This is a genomic window from Jeotgalibaca porci (assembly GCF_011299095.1).
GTDB classification, from domain to species: domain Bacteria; phylum Bacillota; class Bacilli; order Lactobacillales; family Aerococcaceae; genus Jeotgalibaca; species Jeotgalibaca porci.
In genome coordinates this window covers 369,420-396,397 of sequence record NZ_CP049889.1, presented here as the reverse complement: position 1 = coordinate 396,397, position 26,978 = coordinate 369,420, and the positions used below count along the sequence as shown (strand labels likewise).

The 26,978-nt window shown below is 39.6% G+C and carries 27 protein-coding genes; 25 read left to right on the top strand and 2 right to left on the bottom strand.

Annotated features, from left to right (window positions below; all coding sequences use genetic code 11):
* Positions 1 to 4: 4 nt before the first annotated feature.
* The 20 genes from recG (at position 5) to G7058_RS02005 (ending at position 20,761) form a co-directional block, all read left to right on the top strand.
* Positions 5 to 2,050, top strand: a complete 2,046-nt coding sequence (gene recG, locus G7058_RS02100; protein WP_166061988.1) for an ATP-dependent DNA helicase RecG — start codon at positions 5 to 7, stop codon at positions 2,048 to 2,050.
* A 76-nt stretch (positions 2,051 to 2,126) separates the two neighbouring features.
* On the top strand, positions 2,127 to 3,149 hold the full coding sequence (gene plsX / locus G7058_RS02095) for a phosphate acyltransferase PlsX (protein WP_166061987.1): 1,023 nt from the start codon (positions 2,127 to 2,129) through the stop codon (positions 3,147 to 3,149).
* A 101-nt stretch (positions 3,150 to 3,250) separates the two neighbouring features.
* Positions 3,251 to 3,493, top strand: coding sequence for an acyl carrier protein (acpP, locus tag G7058_RS02090; RefSeq protein WP_166061986.1), 243 nt, complete (start codon positions 3,251 to 3,253; stop codon positions 3,491 to 3,493).
* A 275-nt stretch (positions 3,494 to 3,768) separates the two neighbouring features.
* Positions 3,769 to 4,779 carry an ABC transporter ATP-binding protein gene (locus G7058_RS02085; protein WP_166061985.1) on the top strand — a complete coding sequence of 337 codons (1,011 nt, stop codon included), beginning with the start codon at positions 3,769 to 3,771 and terminating at the stop codon, positions 4,777 to 4,779.
* A gap of 10 nt (positions 4,780 to 4,789) precedes the next feature.
* Entirely contained in the window at positions 4,790 to 5,731 is a 942-nt protein-coding gene (locus tag G7058_RS02080; protein ID WP_166063684.1) for an ATP-binding cassette domain-containing protein, read from the top strand.
* Between the two features lie 3 nt (positions 5,732 to 5,734).
* Positions 5,735 to 6,697, top strand: coding sequence for an oligopeptide ABC transporter permease (gene opp4B, locus G7058_RS02075; RefSeq protein ID WP_166061984.1), 963 nt, complete (start codon positions 5,735 to 5,737; stop codon positions 6,695 to 6,697).
* A gap of 28 nt (positions 6,698 to 6,725) precedes the next feature.
* Positions 6,726 to 7,676 carry an ABC transporter permease gene (locus G7058_RS02070; protein ID WP_166061983.1) on the top strand — a complete coding sequence of 317 codons (951 nt, stop codon included), beginning with the start codon at positions 6,726 to 6,728 and terminating at the stop codon, positions 7,674 to 7,676.
* 18 nt (positions 7,677 to 7,694) lie between these two features.
* On the top strand, positions 7,695 to 9,500 hold the full coding sequence (gene opp4A, locus G7058_RS02065; protein ID WP_166061982.1) for an oligopeptide ABC transporter substrate-binding protein: 1,806 nt from the start codon (positions 7,695 to 7,697) through the stop codon (positions 9,498 to 9,500).
* A gap of 166 nt (positions 9,501 to 9,666) precedes the next feature.
* A complete protein-coding gene (gene rnc / locus G7058_RS02060; RefSeq protein WP_166061981.1) occupies positions 9,667 to 10,362 on the top strand; it encodes a ribonuclease III in 696 nt (231 codons plus the stop codon).
* Between the two features lie 24 nt (positions 10,363 to 10,386).
* On the top strand, positions 10,387 to 13,944 hold the full coding sequence (smc, locus tag G7058_RS02055; protein WP_166061980.1) for a chromosome segregation protein SMC: 3,558 nt from the start codon (positions 10,387 to 10,389) through the stop codon (positions 13,942 to 13,944).
* Between the two features lie 10 nt (positions 13,945 to 13,954).
* Positions 13,955 to 14,764: a sugar-phosphatase gene (gene yidA / locus G7058_RS02050; protein WP_166061979.1), complete on the top strand. Its 810-nt coding sequence runs from the start codon at positions 13,955 to 13,957 to the stop codon at positions 14,762 to 14,764.
* Positions 14,765 to 14,785: 21 nt separating this feature from the next.
* Positions 14,786 to 15,802 carry a signal recognition particle-docking protein FtsY gene (ftsY, locus tag G7058_RS02045; protein ID WP_166061978.1) on the top strand — a complete coding sequence of 339 codons (1,017 nt, stop codon included), beginning with the start codon at positions 14,786 to 14,788 and terminating at the stop codon, positions 15,800 to 15,802.
* Between the two features lie 147 nt (positions 15,803 to 15,949).
* A complete protein-coding gene (locus G7058_RS02040) occupies positions 15,950 to 16,288 on the top strand; it encodes a putative DNA-binding protein (RefSeq protein WP_166061977.1) in 339 nt (112 codons plus the stop codon).
* 22 nt (positions 16,289 to 16,310) lie between these two features.
* Entirely contained in the window at positions 16,311 to 17,726 is a 1,416-nt protein-coding gene (ffh, locus tag G7058_RS02035; protein ID WP_166061976.1) for a signal recognition particle protein, read from the top strand.
* 87 nt (positions 17,727 to 17,813) lie between these two features.
* Entirely contained in the window at positions 17,814 to 18,086 is a 273-nt protein-coding gene (gene rpsP / locus G7058_RS02030; RefSeq protein ID WP_166061975.1) for a 30S ribosomal protein S16, read from the top strand.
* A gap of 54 nt (positions 18,087 to 18,140) precedes the next feature.
* Positions 18,141 to 18,389, top strand: coding sequence for a KH domain-containing protein (locus G7058_RS02025; RefSeq protein WP_166061974.1), 249 nt, complete (start codon positions 18,141 to 18,143; stop codon positions 18,387 to 18,389).
* 105 nt (positions 18,390 to 18,494) lie between these two features.
* A complete protein-coding gene (rimM, locus tag G7058_RS02020; RefSeq protein WP_166061973.1) occupies positions 18,495 to 19,013 on the top strand; it encodes a ribosome maturation factor RimM in 519 nt (172 codons plus the stop codon).
* Complete coding sequence (gene trmD / locus G7058_RS02015; protein WP_166061972.1) at positions 19,010 to 19,750, top strand: tRNA (guanosine(37)-N1)-methyltransferase TrmD; 741 nt, start codon at positions 19,010 to 19,012, stop codon at positions 19,748 to 19,750. Before rimM ends, trmD begins: the two co-directional genes overlap by 4 nt.
* A gap of 139 nt (positions 19,751 to 19,889) precedes the next feature.
* On the top strand, positions 19,890 to 20,234 hold the full coding sequence (rplS, locus tag G7058_RS02010; RefSeq protein ID WP_166061971.1) for a 50S ribosomal protein L19: 345 nt from the start codon (positions 19,890 to 19,892) through the stop codon (positions 20,232 to 20,234).
* A 95-nt stretch (positions 20,235 to 20,329) separates the two neighbouring features.
* Positions 20,330 to 20,761 (top strand): hypothetical protein, encoded by a 432-nt coding sequence (locus G7058_RS02005; protein WP_227004474.1) that lies wholly within the window; start codon positions 20,330 to 20,332, stop codon positions 20,759 to 20,761.
* 140 nt (positions 20,762 to 20,901) lie between these two features.
* On the opposite strand, the gene G7058_RS02000 is transcribed toward G7058_RS02005, so the two are convergent.
* The gene (locus tag G7058_RS02000; RefSeq protein WP_166061970.1) at positions 20,902 to 21,264 is read right to left on the bottom strand and encodes a DUF4828 domain-containing protein; all 363 of its coding nucleotides are present in this window, start codon (positions 21,262 to 21,264) and stop codon (positions 20,902 to 20,904) included.
* A gap of 191 nt (positions 21,265 to 21,455) precedes the next feature.
* Between G7058_RS02000 and G7058_RS01995 the strand changes: the two genes are divergently transcribed.
* Positions 21,456 to 22,808, top strand: a complete 1,353-nt coding sequence (locus tag G7058_RS01995; RefSeq protein WP_166061969.1) for an aspartate kinase — start codon at positions 21,456 to 21,458, stop codon at positions 22,806 to 22,808.
* Between the two features lie 119 nt (positions 22,809 to 22,927).
* Positions 22,928 to 23,431, top strand: coding sequence for a PTS sugar transporter subunit IIA (locus G7058_RS01990; RefSeq protein WP_166061968.1), 504 nt, complete (start codon positions 22,928 to 22,930; stop codon positions 23,429 to 23,431).
* 56 nt (positions 23,432 to 23,487) lie between these two features.
* Here the strand turns inward: G7058_RS01990 and G7058_RS01985 are convergent, their stop codons facing one another.
* A complete protein-coding gene (locus G7058_RS01985; protein WP_166061967.1) occupies positions 23,488 to 24,513 on the bottom strand; it encodes a lactonase family protein in 1,026 nt (341 codons plus the stop codon).
* A 112-nt stretch (positions 24,514 to 24,625) separates the two neighbouring features.
* On the opposite strand from G7058_RS01985, the gene G7058_RS01980 reads away from it, so the two are divergent.
* The 3 genes from G7058_RS01980 to G7058_RS01970 all read left to right on the top strand — a co-directional run bounded on the left by G7058_RS01980 (position 24,626) and on the right by G7058_RS01970 (position 26,975).
* Positions 24,626 to 24,997 carry a PTS glucitol/sorbitol transporter subunit IIA gene (locus G7058_RS01980; protein ID WP_166061966.1) on the top strand — a complete coding sequence of 124 codons (372 nt, stop codon included), beginning with the start codon at positions 24,626 to 24,628 and terminating at the stop codon, positions 24,995 to 24,997.
* A 12-nt stretch (positions 24,998 to 25,009) separates the two neighbouring features.
* Positions 25,010 to 26,188, top strand: a complete 1,179-nt coding sequence (locus G7058_RS01975; RefSeq protein WP_166061965.1) for an AI-2E family transporter — start codon at positions 25,010 to 25,012, stop codon at positions 26,186 to 26,188.
* Positions 26,189 to 26,342: 154 nt separating this feature from the next.
* Positions 26,343 to 26,975 carry a TetR/AcrR family transcriptional regulator gene (locus tag G7058_RS01970; RefSeq protein ID WP_166061964.1) on the top strand — a complete coding sequence of 211 codons (633 nt, stop codon included), beginning with the start codon at positions 26,343 to 26,345 and terminating at the stop codon, positions 26,973 to 26,975.
* The last annotated feature ends 3 nt before the right edge of the window (positions 26,976 to 26,978 follow it).

Genomic DNA, 26,978 nt, shown 5'->3' with positions numbered 1-26,978 from the left:
TCGTATGAGGTCAATCCAAGACTCGGTAGAGGTATTAAGTGGCGTAGGAGCTAAGCGCTTGGAAGCACTCCACTCTTTAGGTATCTATTCTATCTATGATCTAATAACACATTTTCCTTTCCGCTACGAAGATATTCAAGTTCGATCACTCGATGAAATCGAAGATCAAGAAAAAGTAACGTTAAAAGGCAGGGTGGTCACACAACCGGTTGTACAACATTATGGATACCGAAAGAGTCGCCTCTCATTTAAGTTAGCACTTGACAGTGCGGTTATCGGCGTGACATTTTTCAACCAACCCTATTTAAAAGATAAAATTTACCTTGAAGAAGAAATTGCCATCTTTGGTAAATGGGATGGGATGCGTCAAAGTTTAGGTGGATTCAAGATATTGGGATCAAATGGAGACCAGGATAGTCAAGACTTTGAATCAGTTTATCATGTTAATAAGAGCATCAAACAAAAAACGTTATTAACGCTGATTCAAAGTGCGCTTGAGGACTATTATGCAATGATTCCGGAAGTGGTCCCAGAATCGTTGCGTCAACAATACCGATTGATGTCTCACAAGGACGCCATTAAAGCGATGCACTTCCCACAGACGCAAGAAGAATTTCAGCAGGCTACCCGCCAAATTGTATACCAGGAATTCTTAATTTATCAATTAAAGCTACAACTCATTCGTTTTAAGCGGAAGGCGAGTCATCAAGGCCAACCGATTATTTACGATGTTGAAAAACTGAAACAGTTCATTCAGGTTTTGCCTTTTGAATTGACAGATGGTCAAAAGAAAGTCGTCAATGAAATTTGTCGGGACTTACGCGCGCCATTTGAGATGAACAGGCTGCTTCAAGGGGATGTTGGGAGTGGGAAGACAGTTGTTGCTGTCATCGCGCTTGTAGCAACCATTTTAGGCGGCTATCAAGGTGCCTTTATGGTTCCAACCGAAATACTTGCAGAGCAACATTTTCAAACCATTGAAGCGTTCTTCGCAGATACCGATTATTCAGTGGCTTTGTTGACCGGAAGTACGAAGACGAAGGCACGAAGAGAAATTCTCGAACAGTTGGCGGAGGGCTCTTTGGATTTAGTGATTGGAACGCATGCTTTAATTCAAGATGACGTGGTTTTTAATCATTTAGGACTGGTCATTACGGATGAGCAGCACCGTTTTGGTGTCAACCAACGCCAAAAATTGAATGAAAAAGGGACAAACCCGAATGTCTTATACATGACAGCGACGCCTATTCCACGAACCTTGGCCATTACGTTGATGGGTGAGATGGACGTTTCTATTTTGGCGCAAATGCCGGACGGCCGTATTCCGATACGAACAGTTTGGAGTAAGTCCGATCAATTGCTGCAAGCCTTAACCTTTATCGAGAAAGAACTGAGAAAAGGGCGTCAAGCTTATATCATTACACCTTTAATAGAGAAATCAGAACTGATTGACCTAAAAAATGCTGAAGAAATGCATCAGAAGGTGGTCGACTTTTATAAAGGTGAGTGGGAAATCGGTCTTCTTCATGGGAGACAGAAAGCTGAAGAGAAGGATGCTATTATGCATGCCTTCAAAGATAACCGCTATCAGGTACTCGTCTCGACAACCGTTATTGAGGTTGGATTAAACGTCCCGAATGCTACCGTAATGGTTATACAAGATGCTGAAAGATTCGGATTGGCACAACTGCATCAGTTGCGCGGACGGGTTGGACGTGGGAGTGCAGAATCGTATTGTCTATTATTGGCGAATCCTAAAACGGAAATCGGTAAAGAACGGATGCAGATTATGACAGAGTCGACAGATGGCTTCTATTTGAGTCAGAAAGATTTGGAATTAAGAGGTTCAGGTGATGTCTTCGGTGTCAAACAAGCGGGTATGCCGGAGTTTAAATATGCAGATGTCATCAAACATGCGGAAGTGTTAGAAACGGCTAACCGTGACGTTATCCTCATGCTGAGCGATCAGACCTTTTTCGAGGATTCAGACTTTACTTCTTTAAGGAACTACTTAGATTCAGAAGGAAATCTTGCAAAAAAATTTCAATAAAATAACGGAAAAAGATGACATTCACGTGTCGCTTCTCTAAAATAGATTTTAGTGATAAAAGAAAGAAGGTAGGATAATGAAAATAGCAGTCGATGCCATGGGCGGAGATCACGCACCACAAGCAATCGTAGAAGGTATTCTTCTCGCTGCCAAAGAGTATTCAGATGTAGAATTTATTCTGTATGGCGATGGTGAACAGATTAAACCTATTTTGGGAGAGTCATATAATACCGATAAAATTAAAATTGTTCATACAAACGAAAAAATTAACAGTGACGACGAACCTGTCCGTGCTATCCGTTCGAAAAGGGATGCCTCAATGGTCTTAGCTGCGCGTGCCGTTAAAGAAGGAGAAGCAGACGCACTTTTCTCAGCTGGGAATACAGGCGCATTGCTAGCTGCAGGCTTATTAATTATCGGACGTATTAAAGGAATTGATCGACCAGGCTTAATGCCAATCTTACCTGTTATTGGTAAGGATGATCAATTCGTTTTTATGGATGTCGGTGCCAACTCGGACTCTAAACCGGAAAATCTCTTGCAATTTGGTATCTTGGGTTCTTATTACGCACAATTTGTATTAGGAAAAGAGAAACCAAAAGTTGCTTTGTTGAATAATGGTGCGGAAGCAAGTAAGGGAAGCGACCTATCTAAAAAGACTTACGAACTACTAGAAGCAGAAGAATCCTTGCACTTTATCGGAAATATCGAAGCGCGTGAGTTATTATCCGGGGACGCTGATGTTATCGTAACAGATGGCTTTACCGGAAATGCCGTGCTTAAGACAATCGAAGGAACGGCATTTGGCTTGATGAAGCTCATGAAGAGCAGCATTATGTCAGGGGGCGTGAAATCGAAGTTGGGCGGCTTACTAATTAAGGATGCATTGGGTAGTGTGAAAGACACGATGGACTATTCGAAACATGGTGGTGCAGTTTTATTTGGATTACGCGCCCCGGTCGTGAAGACACACGGTTCAGCAGATAAGGTTGCAGTCTACTATACGATTAAGCAAATCAGAAAAATCATCTCATCGCACGTTATTCCTGATTTAGTTACACATTTCGAAACGCACCCGAAAGAGAGCAATTTGAAATAGTATTGGACAAAATATTAGCATAACGGTAAAATAGCTTATGTGAAATTCAAACAGATGTTTTTTTGTTAATCAATGAAACGTATTGGGTAGGAGGTGCTATTTTGTCAGAGAATACAACACTAGAAAGAATTTCTTCAATGATTATTGAACGATTTGGTGTGGACGCGGAGAAAATCTCTCGTGACCTTACATTCCAAGAAGATTTGGGAGCCGACTCACTTGACGTTGTAGAGTTAATTATGGAATTAGAAGACGTATTTTCAATCCAAATTTCCGATGAAGACGCAGAAAAGATTATTACAGTCGGAGATGCAGTTGATTACATCGATTCAGCAAATAACTAAATTCTTTATAAGAGCAACAGGACCTGTTAAGTTTTGGTAATGTTGCTCTTTCTCAAACTATTGTTCGAAAACGGCACTATTTTGAGGTTAAGTTAAGAAATGATGAAAAAAGGGTTGTCTTTCTAATTTTTAGTCAGTATAATGAGAAATATTAATAAACACACTGATGAGTTCAAAATAAACAAGTTATTAAGTCGTTTTTTTGTTAAATAAACAAAAAAATAATTTAAAAGCTTGAAAAAACGAATGTTCATTAGTTAGGAGGAGGGTATCCCATGCAGACAGGGAAACCACTACTGGAGATAAATCATCTCCATACAGCGTTCAGAATAAAAGACGACTATTACGATGCTGTTGACGATGTTTCTTTCACACTAGAGAAGAATGAAATATTAGCAATTGTGGGTGAATCCGGATCAGGTAAGAGTACATTAGCTACTACAATAGTAGGTTTACACAATAAGGCTAATACACGTATCTCCGGTGAAGTTGTGTACCAAGATTTAAATTTAATTGATTTAAACGAAACACTTTACAACCGTATTCGTGGTAACGACATCGGTATGATTTTCCAAGATCCACTGGGAGCATTGAACCCATTGATGACTGTGTCCGATCAAATTGAGGAAGCACTTATTCATCATACAAAAATGGATTCAGCAGCTCGCAAAGCACGTGTTCTTGAATTATTAGACCAAGTGGGAATTCCAAAACCACAACGTGTCGCAAGACAATATCCCCATGAGTTATCCGGTGGGATGCGTCAACGTGTTGTAATCGCTATTGCTTTATCATGTAAGCCACCGATTTTAATCGCTGATGAGCCTACGACAGCGCTTGACGTTACAATCCAAGCACAAATCTTAGATTTAATGAAAGAATTACAAGACGAAATGGAAACAGGAATTATCCTGATTACCCATGACCTTGGTGTTGTTGCTGAAACAGCGGACCGAGTTGCAGTTATGTATGCAGGACAAATTGTTGAAATGGCGACTGCAGAGGAATTATTCACGAATCCGAAGCATCCCTATACGCGTTCATTATTGAAGTCTATTCCGCAATCTGAAGAACTACAAGGTGAGTCACAAGACTTACACGTTATTCAAGGAACTGTTCCTTCATTGAAGAACCTACCGCGAGTAGGCTGTCGTTTTGCAAGCCGTATTCCTTGGATACCGGCTGAAGATCACGAAGAAAATCCAACATTACATGAAATTGCTCCTAATCATTTTGTGAGATGTACATGTCATGAACATTTCCATTTCGAAGGGGAGGCTGAATAATTTGGGTTTTATGCAAATTAAAGATTTAAAAGTACATTATCCGATCAGAAGTGGTTTCTGGAACCGCGTTACAGACCATGTTAACGCTGTTGACGGTGTAAGTATGGAAATCGAAGAAGGAAAAACTTACGGTTTGGTTGGTGAGTCCGGTTCTGGTAAATCTACAATCGGTAAAGCAATCATTGGCTTGGAAAGAATTACAAGTGGACAAGTTATTTATGAAGGCGAAGACGTGACAAACAAAGCGCGTAAACGGACGTCTCCATATAACAGAAACGTTCAAATGATTTTCCAAGACTCCATCTCAAGTTTGAACCCGAGAAAACGTGTTCTGGATATCATCTCAGAGCCGCTTGATAACTTTGAGCGCTTCTCACCGGCTGAAACGAAACGTCGCGTTATTGAATTATTGGATATTGTTGGGTTACCAGAAGATGCTTTATATAAATACTCACATGAGTTCTCTGGTGGACAAAGACAACGTATTGGGGTTGCCCGTGCTGTTGCCACAAATCCAAAATTAATCATCGCTGACGAACCAACCTCTGCACTTGACTTATCTGTACAAGCGCAAGTTTTAAACTTTATGAAACGTATTCAAGAAGAATACAATGTGTCTTACTTATTTATTTCCCATGACTTGGGTGTTGTGAAACACATGTGTGAAGATTTAGCAATTATGTACCGTGGTCGTTTTGTTGAGTTTGGTAATAAACAAGATATTTATTCTAATCCACAGCATATTTATACAAAACGTTTGTTGTCAGCTATTCCAGTTATGGATCCTGTCAACCGTGCGCACCATAGAGCAGCACGTATTGCTGTTGAGCAAGAATATACACAAAATCAAGAGAAATATTATGACGAAAATGGTCGTGTTTACGATCTGACTTCTCTATCCGATACACATAAAGTTGCCATCCGACCAAGCGATATTAAGGGAGGTGCCTAGATTATGTGGAAAACGATATTAAGACGTATTTTAGTTATGATTCCGCAAATTTTTATTTTGAGCTTGCTTGTATTCTTGATGGCACAAATCATGCCGGGAGATCCGTTTACGGGTCTGATTACACCAGACATGGATCCTGCTACAATCGAAAAACTACGTGAAGCAGCCGGATTAAACAATCCGTGGTATGTGCAATATTGGGATTGGATTACGAATGCTATCCAAGGAGACTTTGGAAAGAGCTACACGTACAAAATTCCAGTTGCCGAATTAATTGGCCAACGTGTTGGTAATACAATTTGGTTATCTATCGTATCTTTAATCTTTACATATTTAATCGCACTGCCTTTAGGTATGTATGCAGGCCGTCGTAACGGTTCATGGGGAGACAAAGCAATCAGTTTCTATAACTATGTGAGTTTTGCTATTCCTACTTTCGTTTTTGCACTTTTATTAATCTGGATCTTCGGTTTCACTTTGGGCTGGTTCCCAACAAGAGGAACTGTTGGATCAGGACTTGAAAAAGGTACGTTGGAATACATCTGGAGTCGTTTCTACCACTTGATTCTTCCGGCACTTTCATATGCATTATTAGCAACAACGAGTACGATTCAATATCTGCGTACCGGAGTTATTGATGCGAAGCAAGAAGATTATGTAAAAACTGCCCGTGCAAAAGGTGTTCCAGAAAAAGTTGTTTATAACAAACATATTTTCCGTAACTCTATTTTACCAATCGCTTCATTTTTAGGTTATGACATCACTGGTTTAATTGGTGGATCTATCTTTATCGAACGGATTTTCTCATTCCCTGGGATGGGTCGTCTATTTATCGATTCACTTGGAGCCAGAGACTACAGTGTCATCACCGCTTTAATTCTACTATTTGGATTAACTGCGTTATTCGGTACGTTACTATCTGATATCATCATGAGTATCGTCGATCCGCGTATCCGTATTGAGTAGAAATTAAGAAAGAAATGGAGGTTATAAAATGCTACCTGAAGAAGAAAAAAAACAAGCAAGTGCCGAAGATGTAAATGCGCACTTGGATACATTAGTTGAATCTGCTGAAGAGCAAGGTGCTGTCGTTGGTTTTGCAGTTATCGCTCGTGAGTTTAAAAAAGACAAATTAGCCATGTTCTCCTTAGGCTTATTAATTACTTTGCTGTTAGTTATTTTTATTGGATCATTTGCTTTCTTTGATCAAGATCAAGTGATGCGTGTTCATATCTTGAACCGCTACGAAGCACCGGGGGTTGAATATCTCCTTGGAGCTGACGAAGGTGGTCGTGATGTATTTGGACAGTTGTTTATTGGTGCCCGTAACTCAATTATCATCGGTTTCAGTGTAACGATTATCACTGGTGTCATTGGAATTGGACTAGGAATTATTTCTGGTTACTACGGTGGAATTATCGATAACATTTTGATGCGTATCGTAGACTTTATTATGGTTTTACCTACTAATATGATTATTATTGTTTTTGTATCAATGGTAAGTGAATATAACATTGTGACGTTTGTATTAATCATGAGTGCGTTCAGTTGGGTTGGTAAGGCGCGGATTTTCCGAAGCCGTACGCTATCCGAATCAGAACGAGATTATGTAAATGCATCGAAAACATTGGGTACCAGTGATTTCAAAATAATGTTCCGTGAAGTAATGCCAAACTTGAGTTCATTGATTATCGTTAACTCGACATTGAACTTTGCAGGGAATATCGGTATCGAAACAGGTCTAAGTTTCTTAGGCTTCGGATTACCGCCATCTGTTCCAAGTTTAGGTACACTTATTGGGTTTGCGACATCCCCAGATGTCATCGAGAATAAAACATGGGTTTGGCTGCCAGCATCAATGCTAATTTTAGTGTTAATGTTGAGCATAAACTATGTCGGCCAAGCGTTGCAGCGTGCGGCAGACTCTAAACAAAGATTAGGTTAGGAAAAGGGAGGAAATACAATGTTCAAGAAAAAATTAGGTCTTGTTTCTTTAGCGGCATTTGCGCTAACTCTAGCTGCTTGTACTGGCGGCGAAGGTGAAGAAACGTCATCAACAGATACTTCGGTATCAGAAACAGAATCAACAGCAAACGGTGAGGAAAGCGGTGTTGTTGAGTTCGAAACAGTTATGTCAAACGACGAAGATGCAATCGAAGGTGGAACGTTACGCTATGCAATGGTAGCTAGTTCACCATTCCAAGGTATCTTCAGTCCAGAGTTCTACGAAGATGGGTACGACTCAGAATTAATGGGATTCACACATGAATCACTATTCTCAGTTGACGAAAGCTTCATGTTGTCTCAAGACGGTATGGCTACTTTCGAATTTGACGAAGAAGCTAAAACAATTGCAATCACTTTGAAAGACGATCTTAAATGGTCTGACGGCGAGCCTTTGACAACTGAAGACGTATTGTTCTCGTACGAAGTTATTGGTAGCCCAGAATATACTGGTGTACGTTACGGTGCAGATTTTGAAAACATCGTAGGTATGGCAGAATATAAAGCTGGCGAAGCTGATACAATTTCAGGTATTACAATCACAGACGACCAAAACCTAACAATTGAATACATTGAGGTTAACCCATCAATCCTTCAATCAGGTGGTGGTATCTGGGGTTACCCAATGCCGAAACACCAATTGGAAAACGTAGCAATTGCTGATATGGCAGCTGCACCAGAAGTTCGTAATACGCCAGTAGGAGCAGGTCCATTCCGTGTTAAATCAATTACACCGGGTGAGTCTGTTGAATACGAAGCGAACGAACATTACTGGAAAGGCGCTCCTAAATTGGACGGCGTTATTGTAGATGTTATTGCTCCTGAAACAATCGTTTCAGAAATGAACAATGGTAACTATGACGTAGCTTCTATGCCTACAGATCAATATGACACTTATAAAGATGCTGAGAACTTCAGTCTTCTAGGTCGTCAACAATTGGCTTATACATACTTAGGATTCAAACTGGGTAACTGGGATGCAGAAGCGTCTAAAAACGTTTATAACCCAGATGCTAAAATGGCTGATGTAAACTTGCGTCAAGCAATGGCTTATGCAATTGATAACAATGCAATTGCTGCTGAGTTCTACCAAGGACTACGTGAAAACGCAAAAGGTATGATTCCACCAGTATTCGGTGATTATGTTAACACTGAAATTGAAGGATACTACCAAGATACTGAAAAAGCTGAGCAAATCCTTGATGATGCTGGCTATGTTGATACTGACGGAGACGGCTTCCGTGAAACACCAGAAGGCGAAGAATTAGTAATCAAATTCGCTTCTATGTCAGGTGGTGCTACTGCTGAGCCAATCGCACAGTACTACATCCAAGAATGGGAAAACATCGGATTGAAAGTAGAGTTATCAACTGGTCGTCTAATCGAGTTCCAAGCATTCTACGATATGCTTGAAGCTGATAACGAAGAAATTGATGTTTACCAAGGAGCTTGGGGAACTGGACATGATCCAAACCCAACTGGTCTATACGGCGAAACAGCAGCGTTTAACTACACACGTTATGTGAATGAAGAAAACACTGCAATCTTGAACAAAATCAATTCTCAAGACGCATTTGATCCAGATTTCAAATTTGATGCGTTCAACGAATGGCAAGAGCATATGTTCGAAAACGTTCCTGTAATTCCTACATTGTGGAGATCAGAAGTATTCGCAGTTAATAACCGCGTTAAAAACTATGACATCACTTACGGAACTACAGACGGATGGGAAGTAGTAGAACTTACATCTGAAGCAGCATACTAACATAACCGAACCTAATCTTATGGACTGAGAGAAATCTCAGTCCTTTTTTAATTGGATAGTAGCCAGTCGTACGTGATTATATTCGCCATCTTTTAATGAAAAATGGCTTAATTTGGCGTATAATGAAAAGGTACGGATTTTTAATGACATGGGAGGAGGATACAGAATGAAAGAATTAATAAAAATGATTGAGGATGAGTATGGGATTCAGTTTAAGAATGAAATGTTGTTAGTAGAGGCATTTACCCATTCATCATATGTGAATGAGCATCGTCACCAGAGAATGAAACACAATGAGCGTTTGGAATTTTTAGGGGATGCTGTTTTGGAGATTGCGGTATCGGAATTTCTATTCCATCATTATTCGAATTGGCCAGAAGGAAAGCTGACACGTCTGCGTGCGCAAATTGTATGTGAGCCGAGTTTAGCTCATTTTGCACATGAATGCCGCTTCGATAATTATATTCGCCTTGGAAAAGGGGAAGAGAATATGAATGGTCGGAAGAGACCCGCACTTTTGTGTGATTTGTTTGAAGCCTTTATTGGTGCTTTATTCTTGGACCAAGGAATGAATGCCGCCCAAAAATTTATCAAACAAGTGGTTCTCGACTCCATAAAAGAGGATGCTTTTTCACATGCGATGGATTTCAAAACATTGTTGCAAGAAGAATTACAAAAAAATGGAGATATTTCAATCAAATATGTTCTATTACTAGAAGATGGCCCTTCGCATGCCAAGCGCTTTGAAGTGGCAGTAGAGGCCGACGGAAAAGAATTAGGAAAAGGTGCAGGTACGAGCAAAAAAGCTGCTGAGCAGGCTGCGGCACGGGTTGCTTACCAAGCATTGACGAATAAAGGATAAACACAGCTGGAAAGGATGTTTTATTTGCATTTAGAGAGAATTGAAATGACGGGATTTAAGTCCTTTGCAGATAAAACCGTTATCGAATTTGATAAGGGCGTGACAGCTATTGTCGGCCCAAACGGTAGCGGGAAGAGTAATCTTTCTGAAGCAGTCCGTTGGGTATTGGGAGAACAGTCAGCAAAAAATCTACGTGGTAAAAAAATGAATGACATTGTTTTTGCGGGCTCCCAGTCACGTAAGCCAATTAATATCGCAGAAGTAACCCTCATTTTTAACAATGAAGATCGGACGTTACCGCTCGACTTTTCAGAAGTGAGTCTAACCAGACGGATTAATCGCAATGGTGATTCTGATTGCTTTATTAATCGGAAGCCGTGTCGTCTCAAAGACATCACGGACTTACTTATGGACTCTGGAGTAGGCAAGGACTCTTTCTCAATGATTTCACAAGGGAAAGTAGAGCAGATATTCCAAAATAAACCGGAAGAACGTCGCGCTATATTTGAGGATGCTGCTGGTGTTGCCAAGTATAAAAACCGTAAAACAAGTGCAGAAAGAAAATTATCCGAAACGATGGATCATTTGGACCGCGTTCAGGATATCTTACATGAAATCGAAAATCAAATGGCTCCGTTAGAGAAGCAACGAGATACAGCGGTTTCTTATCAAGAGAAGAAAAAACAATTGAGTGATATAGAAATTGCTTTATTGGCAGTGGAAATCACCGGTTTGAATGAACAGTGGCAAACAGCGAAAAAAGATATCGAAGAATCTGAGAAGGAAATCAGTGCAAAAGAGAAGCGTCAGATTAGCTTGAAGGAAGATTTGAGCGCTCTTAAGCATAATAGCTCCTTGTTTGAACGTGAGTTGAATCTTCTGCAAGACGAGTATGTTGCAACTGTTCGTAAAATTGAGCAGTTGGAGGGACAAAAAAACATACTCGCTCAAAAAGCGGATTTCTCTGCCAAGAATAAAGAAGAACAAGGCCGCGTTCTTGATGAGAAACAACGGTTTATTGAGACAGAAAAAAAACGTGTGAGCGAGCTGTCAGAGCTATTAAAAGAAAAAACGACGCTTCGTAAAGCATTGCAAAAAGAAGTAAGCAGTTTACAAGGGAAAGAAAACCATCTGTCTCAAGATAAAAATAAATGGTTGCAAGAATTACGAGATACGTATATCGAGAAACTACAAGCCCAATCAACGAACCGTAATATAATTGTTCAGAATGAACGTGAAGAGTCCCATTTGGCGGAGCGTTCCGCAGTCTTGTTAAGACGTTTTCGTGAGCGTGAAGAAAAAATCAAGCTCACTCAAGCAGCTGTTGAAGCTTATACGCATACTGTAACGGAAAAGACGAACGAGAAAATACTGACCGGAAAAAGCTTAAGTCAATTGGTTCAAAATTTGGAGAATTCAGAAAATACTTTTTTGGATTATAATCGCCAATTAAATGAGCTGGCGCGTGGGATTCAACAAGCAGAAGCAAGACGTGAGGGCCAACAAGAGTTGGAAGATTCATATGCAAGCTATTTCCAAGGCGTTAAAGAAATTCTAAAACGTAAAGACATGCTTCCCGGTATACATGGTCCGGTTGGTGAGTTGTTCCACGTTCCGGAAGCCTACACGTTAGCTGTGGACACGGCTTTAGGAAATGCCATTCAAAATATCGTTGTAGATAACCCTCAGACAGCCTCCAAAGCGATTCAAGTATTGAAGGCGAATCGTCTTGGACGTGCGACTTTTTATCCATTGACCGTTATTAAAGGCCGTCAAATTCCAGATTATGTCCAACATGATTTGAAAAGTGAGTCAGGTTTTATCGGGATTGCTTCGGATTTAGTTGGCTACGATGAAGTGTATAAGGGAATTGCACAAAACTTATTGGGTACAACCATTATCTCTGAAAACTTGACGGCAGGTTTGGCCATTGCCAAAAAACTCGATAACCGTTACCGGATTGTGTCTCTTGAAGGAGACGTTATCCATGCGGGAGGTTCGATGACTGGTGGAGCTTCCAAACGCCAACAAGGAAGTTCTGTTTTTAGCCGTAAAAACAACATTGAAAAACTGACTGCGTATATCGACGAAAAAACAACAGTCTATAAAAAATTGGAACAACAGCATCATGCGCTTCAAGCTGACGTGAGCGGCTTCCAAAAGAAAAAAGAGCAGCTTCAAGAAACAGCACGTCAAAGTGCTTTTGAACTTGAGAAAGCACAAGAAAGTTTAACGCGGGAACAAGGCGTTTTGGCTTTGCTTAAAAAAGAACATACAGCTGAAGAATTTGATTTAAAAGAAATTAAGCAACAACAAGAAGAAGTAACGAAACTCTTGCGTGAAGCCCGTGACACCAGGGACGTGTTGGCGGAGCAAGTAGTGCGCTTGAAACAGGATATGTCTGATTCGACCTTAAACGAAGAAGAACGTCAGAAATTGTTACAAGGCATTCAGGCCGAGCTCGGACTGAAACAGCAAGAACTTGCGGTCTTGAAAGAACAAGAGAAACAGTTGCATCGTGAAATTGAAACGGTACAAACCAGTATCGAAAAAGAGCAAAACACGATAAAAGCTATCGAAGAAAACATCCAACTCGTCTCGCAACAAGAATCCAGTGAGTTCCAAACGGTTGAAGATGTGCTACATAGTTTAGAAGAAGCACAAGCGACTAAAGCAAAACTTGACACAATCACGGCAGAAAAACGTGCGAATAAACACGATTTGGACGAGCACTCTGAAGAGAAAACAGAAGAGTTGAATGCTCTTTCTGAAATGATTCAAAATGCTCTGGAGAAATTAGCGAAGTTAGAAAGTAATTCCGGGCGACTAGAATCTTCTATCGATCACCATTTGAACCGCCTACTTGAAGCATACGGGATGAATTATGAGTCTGCTATTGCCAATCATTCGCTAAGTTTGCCGATTGCCGAAGCAAAACAAGCCGTCAATATGTTGAAAGTTGAGATTGAAGCACTCGGGCCGATTAATATGGCTGCGATTGAAGAGTATGAACGTATTTCTGAACGTCATGGCTTCCTGAGTGAGCAACAAACGGACTTATTGACTGCCAGACAGTCCTTGTTGACGACAATGGAAGATATGGATGAAGAAGTATCGCAACGCTTCATGACGACATTCAATGCGATTAAAGAACAGTTTGAAAAGACCTTTCCTAAATTATTTGGTGGAGGCAAGGCAACGATTACCATGTCGGATGCATCCAACATTCTTGAGACCGGGATCGATATCATTGCTCAGCCACCAGGCAAGAAGTTACAACATCTGAGTTTATTATCAGGTGGAGAAAAGGCCTTTACAGCCATTGCTTTATTATTTGCGATTATCGAAGTTTCACCGGTACCGTTTTGTATTTTGGATGAGGTTGAAGCTGCACTTGACGAAGCAAACGTGGTTCGTTTTGGGAAGTATTTAGCTTCATTTGAAAATGAGACCCAATTTATCGTCATTACCCATAGAAAAGGAACCATGGAAGAAGCGGACGTTTTATATGGTGTTACGATGCAAGATTCTGGCGTTTCGCGCTTGGCATCGGTTAAATTTGGAGAGTATGAAGAAGAATAGGAGCATTTCCATGATTAAATTAATTGCGCTTGATTTAGATGGCACATTATTAGACAGCCAAAAAAATATCAGCGAAATGAATAAACAAGCCATTCATAAAGCCCTAGCTAAAGGGGTTAAAGTCGTTCTGTGTACCGGTCGACCATTAGGCGGAATTAAACGTTATGTAGATGAACTGGATTTGTTGGGAGAAGAAGATTTCTCAATCACGTATAACGGTGGTCTTGTTCAACGTAACCATGATTCAAAGGTATTATCAGAAAAAACATTATCCTATCAAGATATTCAAACGATTTATCAATTAAGTCAAGATCTTGGTTTACCAATGAATATGTTGGATTTGGAATATGTATATGAACCGGAATATCCAACGGGAAGAGATTCGCTGTATCCCTCATTGATGAGTGCGAGTCTCCCTTTCGTAAAACGCGAAATCGCAAGTTTTGAAGCGGATCACCAATTCAATAAAGTTGTTTTTTGTACAGATCCTGCTTATTTGGATGACGCAATTACCCGCATTCCAGCTGCATTTCACGAGCAGTTTTCTACCATGAAATCACGACCTTTGCTGTATGAAATCATGCATCCAGAAGTTGACAAAGGCAGCGGTATCGCACGTTTGTGTGAATTGATGGGCTTTAGTGCCGACGAAGTAATGGTTTGTGGTGATGAAGAAAATGATGCCGCTATGTTTGATTATGCCGGCGTTGCGGTTGCGATGGAAAATGCGACAGAAGCGATTAAATCCAAAGCAACATATATTACCAAAACGAACGATGAAGATGGCGTTGCACACGCGATTCATAAGTTTGTACTATAATAGTAAAAAGGATGTGAGAGTATGGGATTATTTGATCGCATTAAACGTGCCTTCACTGGTGAGGATGTTGTCCAAGAACCAGTAAACGAAGAGAAACGAATAGTCATTGATAAATTTGACAAAGGCATGGAAAAAACGCGTAAGAGTTTTTCAGACAAACTGAATGAACTTTTTGCCGGTTTCCGTGAAGTTGACGAAGATTTCTTTGACGATTTAGAAGAAGTTTTAATTTCAGCCGATGTCGGATTCGATATGACTATTGCGATCTCTGATGTATTGCGTGAGGAAATGCGTCTGAAACCAGCACGTACCGGAGAGCAAGTGAAGAACTTAATTGTTGAGACATTGGTTGATATTTATGAAAAAGGCCAAATAGGCTTGCCGACAATTAAAGAAAACCCAGATGGCCTTACTGTTGTTTTATTTGTTGGTGTGAATGGTGTCGGTAAGACGACAACAATCGGTAAGTACGCACATAAACTTAAGAGTGAAGGTAAGAAGGTTCTCTTGGCTGCAGGGGATACTTTCCGGGCTGGAGCAATTGAACAGTTGGAAGTATGGGGCGAACGCGTGGGCGTGGATGTCGTAACATCTGATGCCAAGTCTGATCCCGCATCTGTTGTTTTTGACGCTTTGAAAAAAGGATCCACAGAACACTACGACTATTTATTGGTTGATACAGCAGGACGTCTGCAAAACAAAGTAAACTTGATGAAAGAGCTTGAAAAAATCAATCGGATTATTCACAGAGAGATTCCGGGTGGTGCAGCGGAAACATTATTGGTCTTGGACGCAACTACAGGGCAAAATGCACTGATACAAGCGAAGCAATTCAAGGAAACAACCGATGTAACAGGCTTAATTCTGACGAAATTGGATGGAACTGCCAAAGGTGGGGTTATTCTGGCGATTCGTCAAGAAATGGAAATCCCAGTAAAATTTGTAGGTTTGGGTGAAGGAATGAACGATCTGCAAGTGTTCGATCCGGAACAATATATCTACGGCTTGGTAAAAGATTTAGTAGAGAAGAAAGCATAGAATAAAAACCGAGGTTGGGAATGGCAAAACTGCTCCCAACCTCTTCTTTTTGATTATTTATATTGACTTTATGCGGTATAATCGGTATTCTAAAAAGTGATGTAAAGTTCTTTCCTTGACAAGTTTCAAGGGGATAGGAGGCCGAAAGTGGAAATAGAAAAAACAAATTATATGAATACTTTGTTTGAATTTTATGGTGATCTACTGACATCAAAGCAAAAAGGCTACCTCTCGCTTTACTACGGAGATGATTATTCACTCGGTGAAATTGCAGAAGACTTCGAAGTAAGTCGACAAGCTGTTTATGATAATATCAAGCGTACGGAAAAGATATTAACGGATTATGAGGAAAAACTACAGTTGGTTGGAAGCTTTATGTTGCGCAGTGAATTACTGAGTCAATTAAAAGAGTACACAACTGAAAAGTACGCCAGCGACAACGAATTGAGCAGAATCATTCATCAATTAGAATCAATTGACGATTAAATAAAAGGATGTGAACGATAATATGGCATTTGAAGGTCTATCAGAGCGTCTACAAGGCGCCATGACGAAAATCGGTAAAAAAGGTAAAATTACCGAAGCTGATTTAAAAGAAATGATGCGTGAAGTCCGTCTTGCTTTACTCGAAGCCGACGTTAACTTCAAAGTAGTAAAAGATTTCGTTCGTAAAGTTAATGACCGTGCATTGGGCTCTGATGTATTAGAATCACTGTCTCCAGCACAACAAGTTGTTAAAATTGTAAACGAAGAATTAACAGAATTAATGGGTGGCGAACAAGAGCCGTTTGTATTCGCTAAGAAGCCGCCAACAGTTGTTATGATGGTTGGTTTGCAAGGTGCGGGTAAAACTACCACTGCTGGTAAATTAGCTAACTACATGAAGAAACGTGAAAATAAACGTCCTATGTTGGCCGCGGCTGACGTCTACCGTCCAGCAGCAATTGACCAATTGCAAACAATTGGGAAACAATTAGATTTCCCGGTTTATGCAAAAGGAACAGAGGCAAATCCAGTTGACATCGCACGCGAAGCAGTTGAAGAAGCACGCCTAAATGGCCGTGACTTGGTTATCATCGATACGGCTGGTCGTCTGCACGTTGATGAAGTCTTGATGACAGAGCTGAAAAATATTAAAGCAGCTGTCCAACCGGATGAAATCCTCTTTACAGTGGATGCTATGACGGGTCAAGATGCAGTTAATGTGGCAAAAGCCTTTAACGAACAGTTGGGAATTACCGGTGTTATTTTAACCAAACTTGATGGTGATACGCGTGGTGGTTCTGCACTGTCTATTCGCTCCGTAACGGGCAAACCTATTAAGTTTACCGGACAAGGCGAGAAGTTAGATGATATCGAACCGTTCTACCCAGAACGTATGGCTTCCCGTATTTTAGGTATGGGGGACATGTTGACGCTGATTGAAAAAGCACAACAAGACTTCGATGAAGATAAAGCCAAAGAAATGGCTGACAAAATCCGCGAAAATACGTTTGATTTCAATGACTTCATTGATCAAATGGATCAAGTGACCAGTATGGGGCCTTTGGAAGATCTATTGAAGATGATTCCAGGAATGAGTCAAGTACCAGGCCTTGACCAAATGAAGATTGATCCAAAAGATATGGCGCATATGAAAGCCATTGTTCTTTCAATGACGAAACAAGAACGTGAGAATCCTGAATTGTTATCTCAAAGTCGTCGTCGTCGTATTGCGAAAGGTTCCGGTCGTAACTTGGCTGAGGTAAACCGTCTAATTAAACAGTTTAACGAATCGCGCAGCATGATGAATAAGATGTCTAAAGGGAATTTTGCTGGCTTAGAAGGCTTAATGGGCAGCGGTCCAAAAGGCAAATTAAACCAAATTGCGATGAAACAAATGGCGCGCAAAATGAACAAGAAAAAGAAGAAGAAAAAAAAGTAAGCCTGTAAAGAAAAAATACTTTACAAGCACTTATTTAACTGGTATTATATCATTTGTGAGATTTAGAAATTGGAGGTGTATTTAAGAATGGCAGTTAAAATTCGTCTAAAACGTATGGGATCTAAAAGAAATCCTTTTTACCGTGTAGTTGTAGCAGATTCACGTGCTCCTCGTGACGGTCGTTTCATCGAAAAAGTTGGTACTTATAACCCAGTTGTTGAACCAGCTGAAGTAAAATTTGATGAAGAACTAGTCTTGAAATGGTTAGCTGATGGTGCTCAACCGTCTGATACAGTTAGAAACTTACTTTCACAAGAAGGTATCATGAAAAAATTCCACGATTCCAAATCAGCTAAATAAGCTTTTTAGGAAGTAGTCAGTAGCATTGAAATTACCAAAAGGATGGTGGATTACATGCCTGATATTCAAGAATTGATTCTAACCATGATTAAGCCACTCGTTGAATTCAAGGATGAAGTTTCAATTGAGATTAAAGAAACAAATGAGTTTTTTGAATATCATTTGAAGGTTAACCCTGAAGATGTTGGCCGCGTCATCGGTAAACAAGGCCGTGTTGCGAAAGCAATCCGGACAATCGTCTATAGTGTACGAACAAAACAATCAAAGCGTGTGCGTCTTGTCATCGATGGTGGCAACGGCTAACACCGATTGTAAAACACTCAATAATAACAAAACAAAGCGGACATTCAATTGTATAGTTGATCTGTCCCTTTTTTTGTATCAAAATAACTGGAAAGAGGTGGAGGCATGGAACACTATTTTGATGTCGGCACTATCGTTAATACACAAGGACTGAAAGGTGAAGTTCGTGTTATATCTGTAACAGATTTCGCTGAAGAGAGATATAAAAAAGGTTCCAGCTTGATGCTGTTCCAAGACGGCAAAGCTCCGATTGAACTCATCGTTAAAAGCCACCGCAAACATAAGAACTTCGATTTACTAACTTTTGATGGTAAAAATCGAATTGAAGATGTAGAAATTTATAAAGGCGGTACGCTAAAAATAAACGCTGAAGCGCAACACGAACTTGATGAAGAAGAGTTCTATTTCCACGAGATTATCGGAATAGAAATGAAATTGGAATCAGGCGAATCACTAGGTAAGGTGAAAGAAATTCTACCTTTAGGCTCAAATGACGTGTGGGTTGTGCAACGTAAAGGTAAGAAAGACTTATTATTGCCGTATATCAAGGATGTTATCCAAGAAGTAAATATTGCTGAAGGCTACGCGATTGTAACACCATTGGAAGGAATGCTGGAAGAATGAGAATTGATGTATTGACTCTATTTCCGAATATGTTTGAAGGGCCAATGACAGATTCAATTATCGGTAAAGCAGCAGAGAAAGAAATCGTGACGATTACAACGACGAATTTCCGTGAGTTTGCCGACAATAAACATAAAACAGTGGATGACTATCCATTTGGCGGTGGAGCAGGTATGCTTCTAAAAGCACAACCGATTGTGGACGCCATCGGAAATATTGAAACAAATTATCCGGAAACGAAGAAACGTATTATTCTAATGGATCCAGCTGGTAAAAAATATGATCAGGCTTTGGCTGAAGAATTGGCTGAGGAAGAGCATCTTGTTTTTATTTGCGGGCATTATGAAGGTTACGACGAACGCATCAAAGAATTCATCACCGATGAAATTTCCATTGGGGACTTTATCCTGACCGGTGGCGAATTAAGCGCAATGGTTATTATTGATAGTGTGGTGCGTTTACTGCCTGAAACATTAGGAAACACGTTATCCAGTCAAACTGATTCGTTTTCAACCGGTCTATTGGAACACCCGCAATATACACGCCCGCGCGATTTCCGAGGAATGGAAGTTCCAGATGTTTTGGTAAGCGGGAATCATGCCAAGATTGAAGAATGGCAAGAAAAAGAATCCTTGCGGAAAACGTGGCAGAAACGGCCAGATTTGCTGGATGCTCTGACATTAACGAAGCAACAAGAAGCTTGGTTAGAAGAGTTTAAGAAAGCCGAAAAAAAATAAGTTTGTCAATGTAATACCCTTTACAGGCATATTTAATTATGATAAACTCTTACGAGTGGGCAGATAACTGTCCAGAGAAAACGATATTCCGCTGGTAGATATGTCTATGTATGAATATTTGTTGGAAGGAGAAAAAAACATGAACTTAATCGAATCAATTACTCAAGATCAACTACGCAATGACATTCCTGATTTCCGTCCTGGAGATACAGTACGTGTCCATGCTCGTGTTGTTGAGGGCGAGAGAGAACGTATCCAACTTTTCGAAGGCGTTGTAATCAAACGTCGCGGAACAGGCATCAGCGAAACTTACACAGTTCGTAAGATTTCTAACGGTGTTGGTGTTGAGCGTACTTTCCCAATCCACACACCACGTGTTGCTAAACTTGAAGTTGTCCGCTTTGGTAAAGTACGTCGTGCAAAATTGTACTACCTACGCGAACTTCACGGAAAAGCAGCTCGTATTCCAGAGCGTCGTCGTTAATACGAATGCAACAAGAAAGAGCCAGTTTACTGGCTCTTTTTGTTTTATTCTGATTATGATATACTGGAAGAGTATCAACGAAGGGAGCCAGTATATTGAAAATTTTAGAAGAAATTGAAAAGTTATTTGCTGAAAAGAAATTACCCTTAAAAAGACAAGAAATACCAAATAATCAGTCACTTTACCAAGGGACATTCCAAATTGCACCAGGTAAATCAATACCATTTGGAGTCGTTATTGTAAATGGTGAAGAGATGGCTGATTTCCAGATTAGCTTCAAGCGTCTTGCGTATTTATCAAATTATGCAGACAAAGAAAAAATCTTGGATTTGATAAATGATTTGAACAACTCTAAAACATTCTATTACCGCGTATGTTTAGCTGGTGATGGCGAAATTTATATGAAGGCAATGGGTAAAACAACCGAAGATGTCCGTGCAATGTACGAACAATTGGTGATTGGCTCAAGTATTGCCAAACGCGTAATTGAAGAAGTAGAAAAAATTATCGTACCCCCAGCTGAATAACCAACTACCTCCTAAAGTTAAACTTTGGGGGATTTTTTATAGTGAAATCACGTAGGGTGCTAACTCAAAAGCAAAACCAGTTTGAGTTAGCATTTTTCAAAATAAAAAACTGCTCGCACATGTAGGCGGGCAGTTTGAATTTATTTTTTATGGAATAAGAAAGATGTGTCTTCAGCTTCGTCATAGAAAGAGAGCGTCGTATCATCGGATTTGGTAATGGTAATATTATAGCCAAAGCGGTCCTGCAGTGTAATCATATTTTGCTGTGCTTCGACATTATGCAAAGCGATTGGCACAGTATTGAGATAAACAGCCCCTTGGTCGTCAATCTTCAAAACCGTTTCTTCTTCAGCTACCCATTCGCCAATCAAGTCAAAAAGGGACAATGGTTTAAGAGGAATCGTTTTTGATTTTTTACTACTGATTTTCGTTAGCAAGGGCATGATACCAATAAAAAGAGAAAATAAAACAAATAGCTGTTTGCGCACCATTTTAATATTCAAGTCATAGTCATCCTTTTCAATTCATTCTAGCTAAGTATATCTTTTTTTTTCGAAAATACTAGATGTGAAATAATACAAAATGATTACAGATTAAATAAATGTTTCCGTTGCAGTTCCTTAGGGTGCATGCTATCCTAACTATAATGCAAATGAGAAAAAGATTAAAAAGACAAGGTGAAGAGGTAATCGACATGAAAGTTGTGAAATTTGGTGGAAGCTCATTAGCGAGCGGGAAGCAATTAGAGAAGGTTATGAACATTATTAAAGCTGATTCTGACAGAAGAATTGTCATCGTATCAGCTCCAGGTAAAAGAAATGCTGATGATTCTAAAGTGACGGATCAACTGATTGCCTTTGCAAAAGCAGTCATTGCGGGTGATCCCTATGAATCTATTCAAGCAAGCATTTTGAGTCGCTATCAAGAGATTGCAGATGAACTGAATATCCAATCCGATGTGATGGAGAAAATTCATACGCATTTCCGTAAATTATTGGCGACCTCCTTCAGAAGTCCTGCTTTATTAGAAGATGCATTCAAAGCGAGTGGGGAAGATAACCATGCAAAATTGATTGCCGCTTATTTTAATGAATCGGGCTTACCGGCGCGGTATGTCAGCCCGAAAGAAGCAGGAATATACGTGACCAGTCAACCAGGGAATGCGAGTATTTTGCCAGAGTCCTACAATTATCTTTTTCATTTACGAGATAATGAGGAAGTATTGGTGATTCCAGGCTTTTTTGGTTATAACGAAAATGAAGAAATTATTACCTTTTCTCGGGGCGGTTCTGACATCACTGGAGCCATCGTAGCGAACGGTGTCAAGGCAGAACTATATGAAAACTTTACTGACGTGGATGCTATCTACGCAGCCAATCCGAACCATATCGACAATCCTGAAAAGATATATCATTTAACTTACTCCGAAATGCGTGAGCTATCTTATTCTGGCTTCTCCGTATTCCATGATGAGGCTTTGCAGCCAGCATTTAGTGCCAGTGTTCCCGTTCATGTAAAAAATACAAATCGCCCGGATGGTAAAGGTACGCTAATCACGCGTACACGTCCAAAAACGAACCGTATTTTATCGGGCATCGCGAGTTCGTCTGGTTTTGCGAGCATCCATATTACGAAATATTTGATGAACCGAGAAGTCGGATTTATCCGTAAATTAGCGCAGATTTTTGAGGAGCTGGGTTTAAGCATCGAACACATTCCTTCAGGGGTCGATGATATGACGATTGTGATGCGTCGGAATCAACTAACTCCGGGTAAACAGGCAGCGTTGTTATATCGCCTCCAAAACGAATTAAAAGCGGACGATGTTCATATGGAAGCGAATCTCTGCTTAATTATGCTGGTCGGTGAAGGCATGGTTGCTTCTGTAGGTACAACAGCGCGCGCAACCCAAGCATTAGCTGATGCGGGCATTAACTTGAATATGATTACTCAGGGATCTTCGGAAATTAGTATTATGTTTGGGATTGAGGAAGAGAAAGAAGCAACGGCAGTCAAAGTTATTTATGATGCTTTCTTTAACGAATAATCATTAAGTTACTCTAATGATTATCCAGATAAATAGGAAATTAATAGTGATTATGGTATATTAAATGTATCAAACGAATCTTGTTTTAAGATTCAAATTTATCAAAGGTGGCGTTAAATATGTTCAACTTTTTTAAGAAAGATAAAAAGCAAGACCCAGTTTCTGAGAAGAAAAACCTATACGCAGTGGCAAATGGCCGTGTCGTTCCTGTAACAGAAGTTGCAGATCCAGTATTCTCACAAAAAATGATGGGTGACGGTTACGCGGTTATTCCAACTGATGGCGAGATTTATTCACCAGTTGAAGGTAAAGTACTTAGCGTATTCCCAACTAAACATGCAGTAGGCATTCAGTTGGATAACGGCTTGGAAATCTTGCTACATATGGGCTTGGATACGGTTGAATTAAACGGTAAGCCTTTTGACACACATGTTAAAGAGGGCGATGTTTTGACTGCAAGTACACACGTTGCAACTTGTGACTTAGATGCATTGGCTGAAGCAGGTAAAGACAACGCAATGGTTGTTGTAGTTACAAACATGGATAAAGTTCAAGAATTCGAATTAACAGCTTCTGGTGAAGTGACAGCACAAAGTGTTATCGGAACTGTTTTACACAAATAAGCAAAATAAAAACGAAAGAGTTCGGATATTCCGATTCTCTTTCGTTTTTTAGTAGGTTAATATTTAATACACACACATTCTGGCCCGTGGACATCTTTTTGTACAAGCGAAAGGGTACCGTTCTCTTCATTGCGTTTGAATAGCGTCAAGTTATCAGAATCTTGATGTCCAACGATAACATGTGCTTCGTCAGGTGATAAGTTGAAGTCACGTGGTGTGTTTCCTTCAGTTGGTACATATTCAACCAATGATAATGAAAAGTCTGCTTCTACTTTGTATACAACGATTGAATCGTGCCCGCGATTTGAAGCATAGACGAAACGGCCGTCCTTACTGATGCGAATTGCAGCCCCACTGTTAAAGTCGGTATGACTTTCAGGAAGCATAGAGATACGATTTTGGTAACGTAAGCTGCCATCAACTTCGTTATATTCCAAGACTTCTACTTCACAACTCAATTCACCCAATAGATAAACTGTTTTTCCGTTTGGATGGAAAACAAGGTGACGTGGACCTGTTCCAGGTTTAGCCGTATAACGAGAAACTTCAGTTAATGTCCCTTCATCTGAAACTGTGTAGCTGTAAACGCCGTCGGTACCTAAGTCACAAACCATTAAATACTTTTTATCCGGCGTATAATCTGTGTAATGAACATGAGGCGTCTTTTGGTTTTCATGGACACTGCTGCCTTCGTGCTGGACACGATCCGTCAGTTCAATACCGTTTTCTGTTTCTTTATAAACGGATACGTAACCTGCATGATAACTGGCAGTAAATAACAAGCTACGCTCTTCGTCCAAGGCAATGTAGCACGGTGCACTCATTTCAGAATCATTGGAAGCACGTTTCACGTATTGGCCATCTTCTTGGCGCGTAAATGCCGTTACACCACCGCCTTCATTCTCTTTGGAGATTGTATAGAGAGAAGATTTATCAGCATTAAATGTAATGTAAGTAGGGGAGTCTACTTCTGCAATTAGTTTGTAGTCCACTAATTCATTTTTATGTGTATCAAGAGTGATTTGGTGAACACCTTTGCTTTCGCGTTTGGTGTAAGAACCCAAGTATAAAGTGTGTGACATATTCACATTCCTCCAAAAAATATTTTCTTTACATAAGTATAACAAACAAAGCGCGTTTTGCAGCGTAGATATGCTAAAATGAAAGTATCATTTTTTATAAAGGAGCAGTTCAATGAAGAGTACAATTTTGCACATTGGTAAAGATGCAATTAGTATTGATGAACCAATTGTGATTTTATTTGGTGAAAATGCAACAGAAGCAATCCGTGACGTATCAGTCTTGCAAAGATTCGAAGATGCAATCGATTCCTTTGTTTTTCGTGTTGGTGACGCCGTTCATTTTGGAGACCAAGTATACCATGTGTCACATGTGGGTGAAAACGTTGGTGAGAACCTAGTGGAATTAGGACATGTGACGTTTGTATTTGATCCATTTGATCCAGACCATTTCATTGAAACGAGTGTTTATTTAACCCCTCATACCGTTCCGACTATTGAAGAAGGTATGACAATAAATTATCTATCAAAAAGTACAGATGCTTGAAGGGAATAGCCTATGCAAAAGAAAATAATGCGACAAAGACGTTTATCGTGGTTTGAAAAATGGATTCTTAATAATAAAATGGTAACCTCATTAATTATCATACTATTAGTTCTGTTAATCTTACTTGTTTTTTCAAAAGTCTCTTATATGTTGCAACCAATCGGTAGCTTTTTTAGTATTCTTGGATTTCCGCTTGTTTTAAGCGGGATTTTATATTACCTTATGAATCCTTTTGTTAAATGGGCAACTGGAAGAGGGATGAATCGTATTTTGGCGATTGCGATTGCCTTTATTGCCTTTATTATTCTCTTAATTTGGGGCATTGCGATTTTGGTTCCAGTTATTCGGGAACAGACGCTCGGTTTCATCGAGGACTTCCCGCAGTACTGGGTAACGATTAATAATATGTTGTTGAATCTATTTGAATATGACTGGTTTATCGACATTCAACAACAGTTTTCGGATATCAATACCGATATTTTGAACTATATTACCGAATGGGCAAATAATTTCTTAACCAATACAGGTACATGGTTAAGTAGTTTTGTAGGGATTGTAACCAATGTTTTTGTCGGATTAATTACGATGCCCATTATTTTGTATTATCTCTTAAAAGAAGGTGAAAAGTTTCCACAGGCGCTTCTCCAACTGATTCCCAACCGCCACCGGAACTCTTTTGGAACATTATTGGAAAAAATCAACTTACAAGTCAGTCAATATGTACGCGGACAAATTATTGTCGCAACATTTGTTGGGATTATGTTCGTTATTGGTTATTCCATCATTGACTTAAATTATGGTATTGCTTTGGGAATCATGGCCGGGTTCTTAAATATCATTCCTTACTTAGGTTCGTTTATGGCCATGGTTCCAGCGGTTATTGTGGCCTTGGTTGATTCACCTTGGATGCTCATACAAGTACTAATTGTTTTTAGTATTGAGCAGTTTATTGAAGGGCGCGTCATTTCACCGCAAGTACTGGGAAGTAACTTATCAGTCCATCCAGTGACAATCATGATTGTCCTTCTAACTGCAGGAAAACTCTTTGGTATTGTTGGTTTTGTACTGGGAATCCCGGGTTATGCCGTTTTTAAAGTAATTTTTATGCATCTTTTTGAGTGGTATAAATCAGAATCAGGTCTCTATCAAGAAGATGAACAAGAAATGTTTATTGAAACAGAGGATGTTTAAGTAGAAAAAGGGCAGTTCCGATAACGTCGGAATTGCCTTTTTTTGATGTATTACGATTTGTAAGTAAAAGGAATTGACATATATGACAGGTTGTCATATACTTGTAAAAGTCTAAATCGGTAATTTAATTATTACATGCAAAGTAGGTGAAAAAGTGCCAAAGCAAACTTTCTTTAATCTGCCTGATGAAAAGAAAGAAAGGTTATTGAAGGCAGCGTACAGTGAGTTCTCAAAATTCTCTTTGGATGAATCTTCAATAAATGCGATTATACATGAATCTGGTATTTCTCGAGGAAGTTTTTATCAATATTTCGAGGACAAAGAGGATTTGTATTTTTATTGTGCTCACTTGTTGAAAAAAGACGAGAAAGCACAAGTGGATAAATGTTTCGAAGTAGCAGAAGGAAACTTATTTGACGGATTAAAACGAACATTTGATATTTTGTATGATTCCTATACAACTGGTCCAAATAAAGATTTTTATCATCATTTCTTTGTAAATATGACTTATCGTAAGAGTCGAAATATCTATGATGAGAAAAATCAGCAGCCTGTAAAGCCGCATAAACATGAGTATCCGGATATTGTCAGAATGTTAGATCAGTCAACGTTGAACTTCTCATCGGAACAAGAGTTACAAGATTTTTTACAGTATACATTTCAGATAATACATTGGACCATTGCCCGTTCTTTTTTGAAAAAGTTATCCAAAGAAGAAGCGCATGAAGAAGTTAACCAACGTTTAACATGGTTAGAAAATGGGATTATCAAAAATAAAGGAGGCTAACGC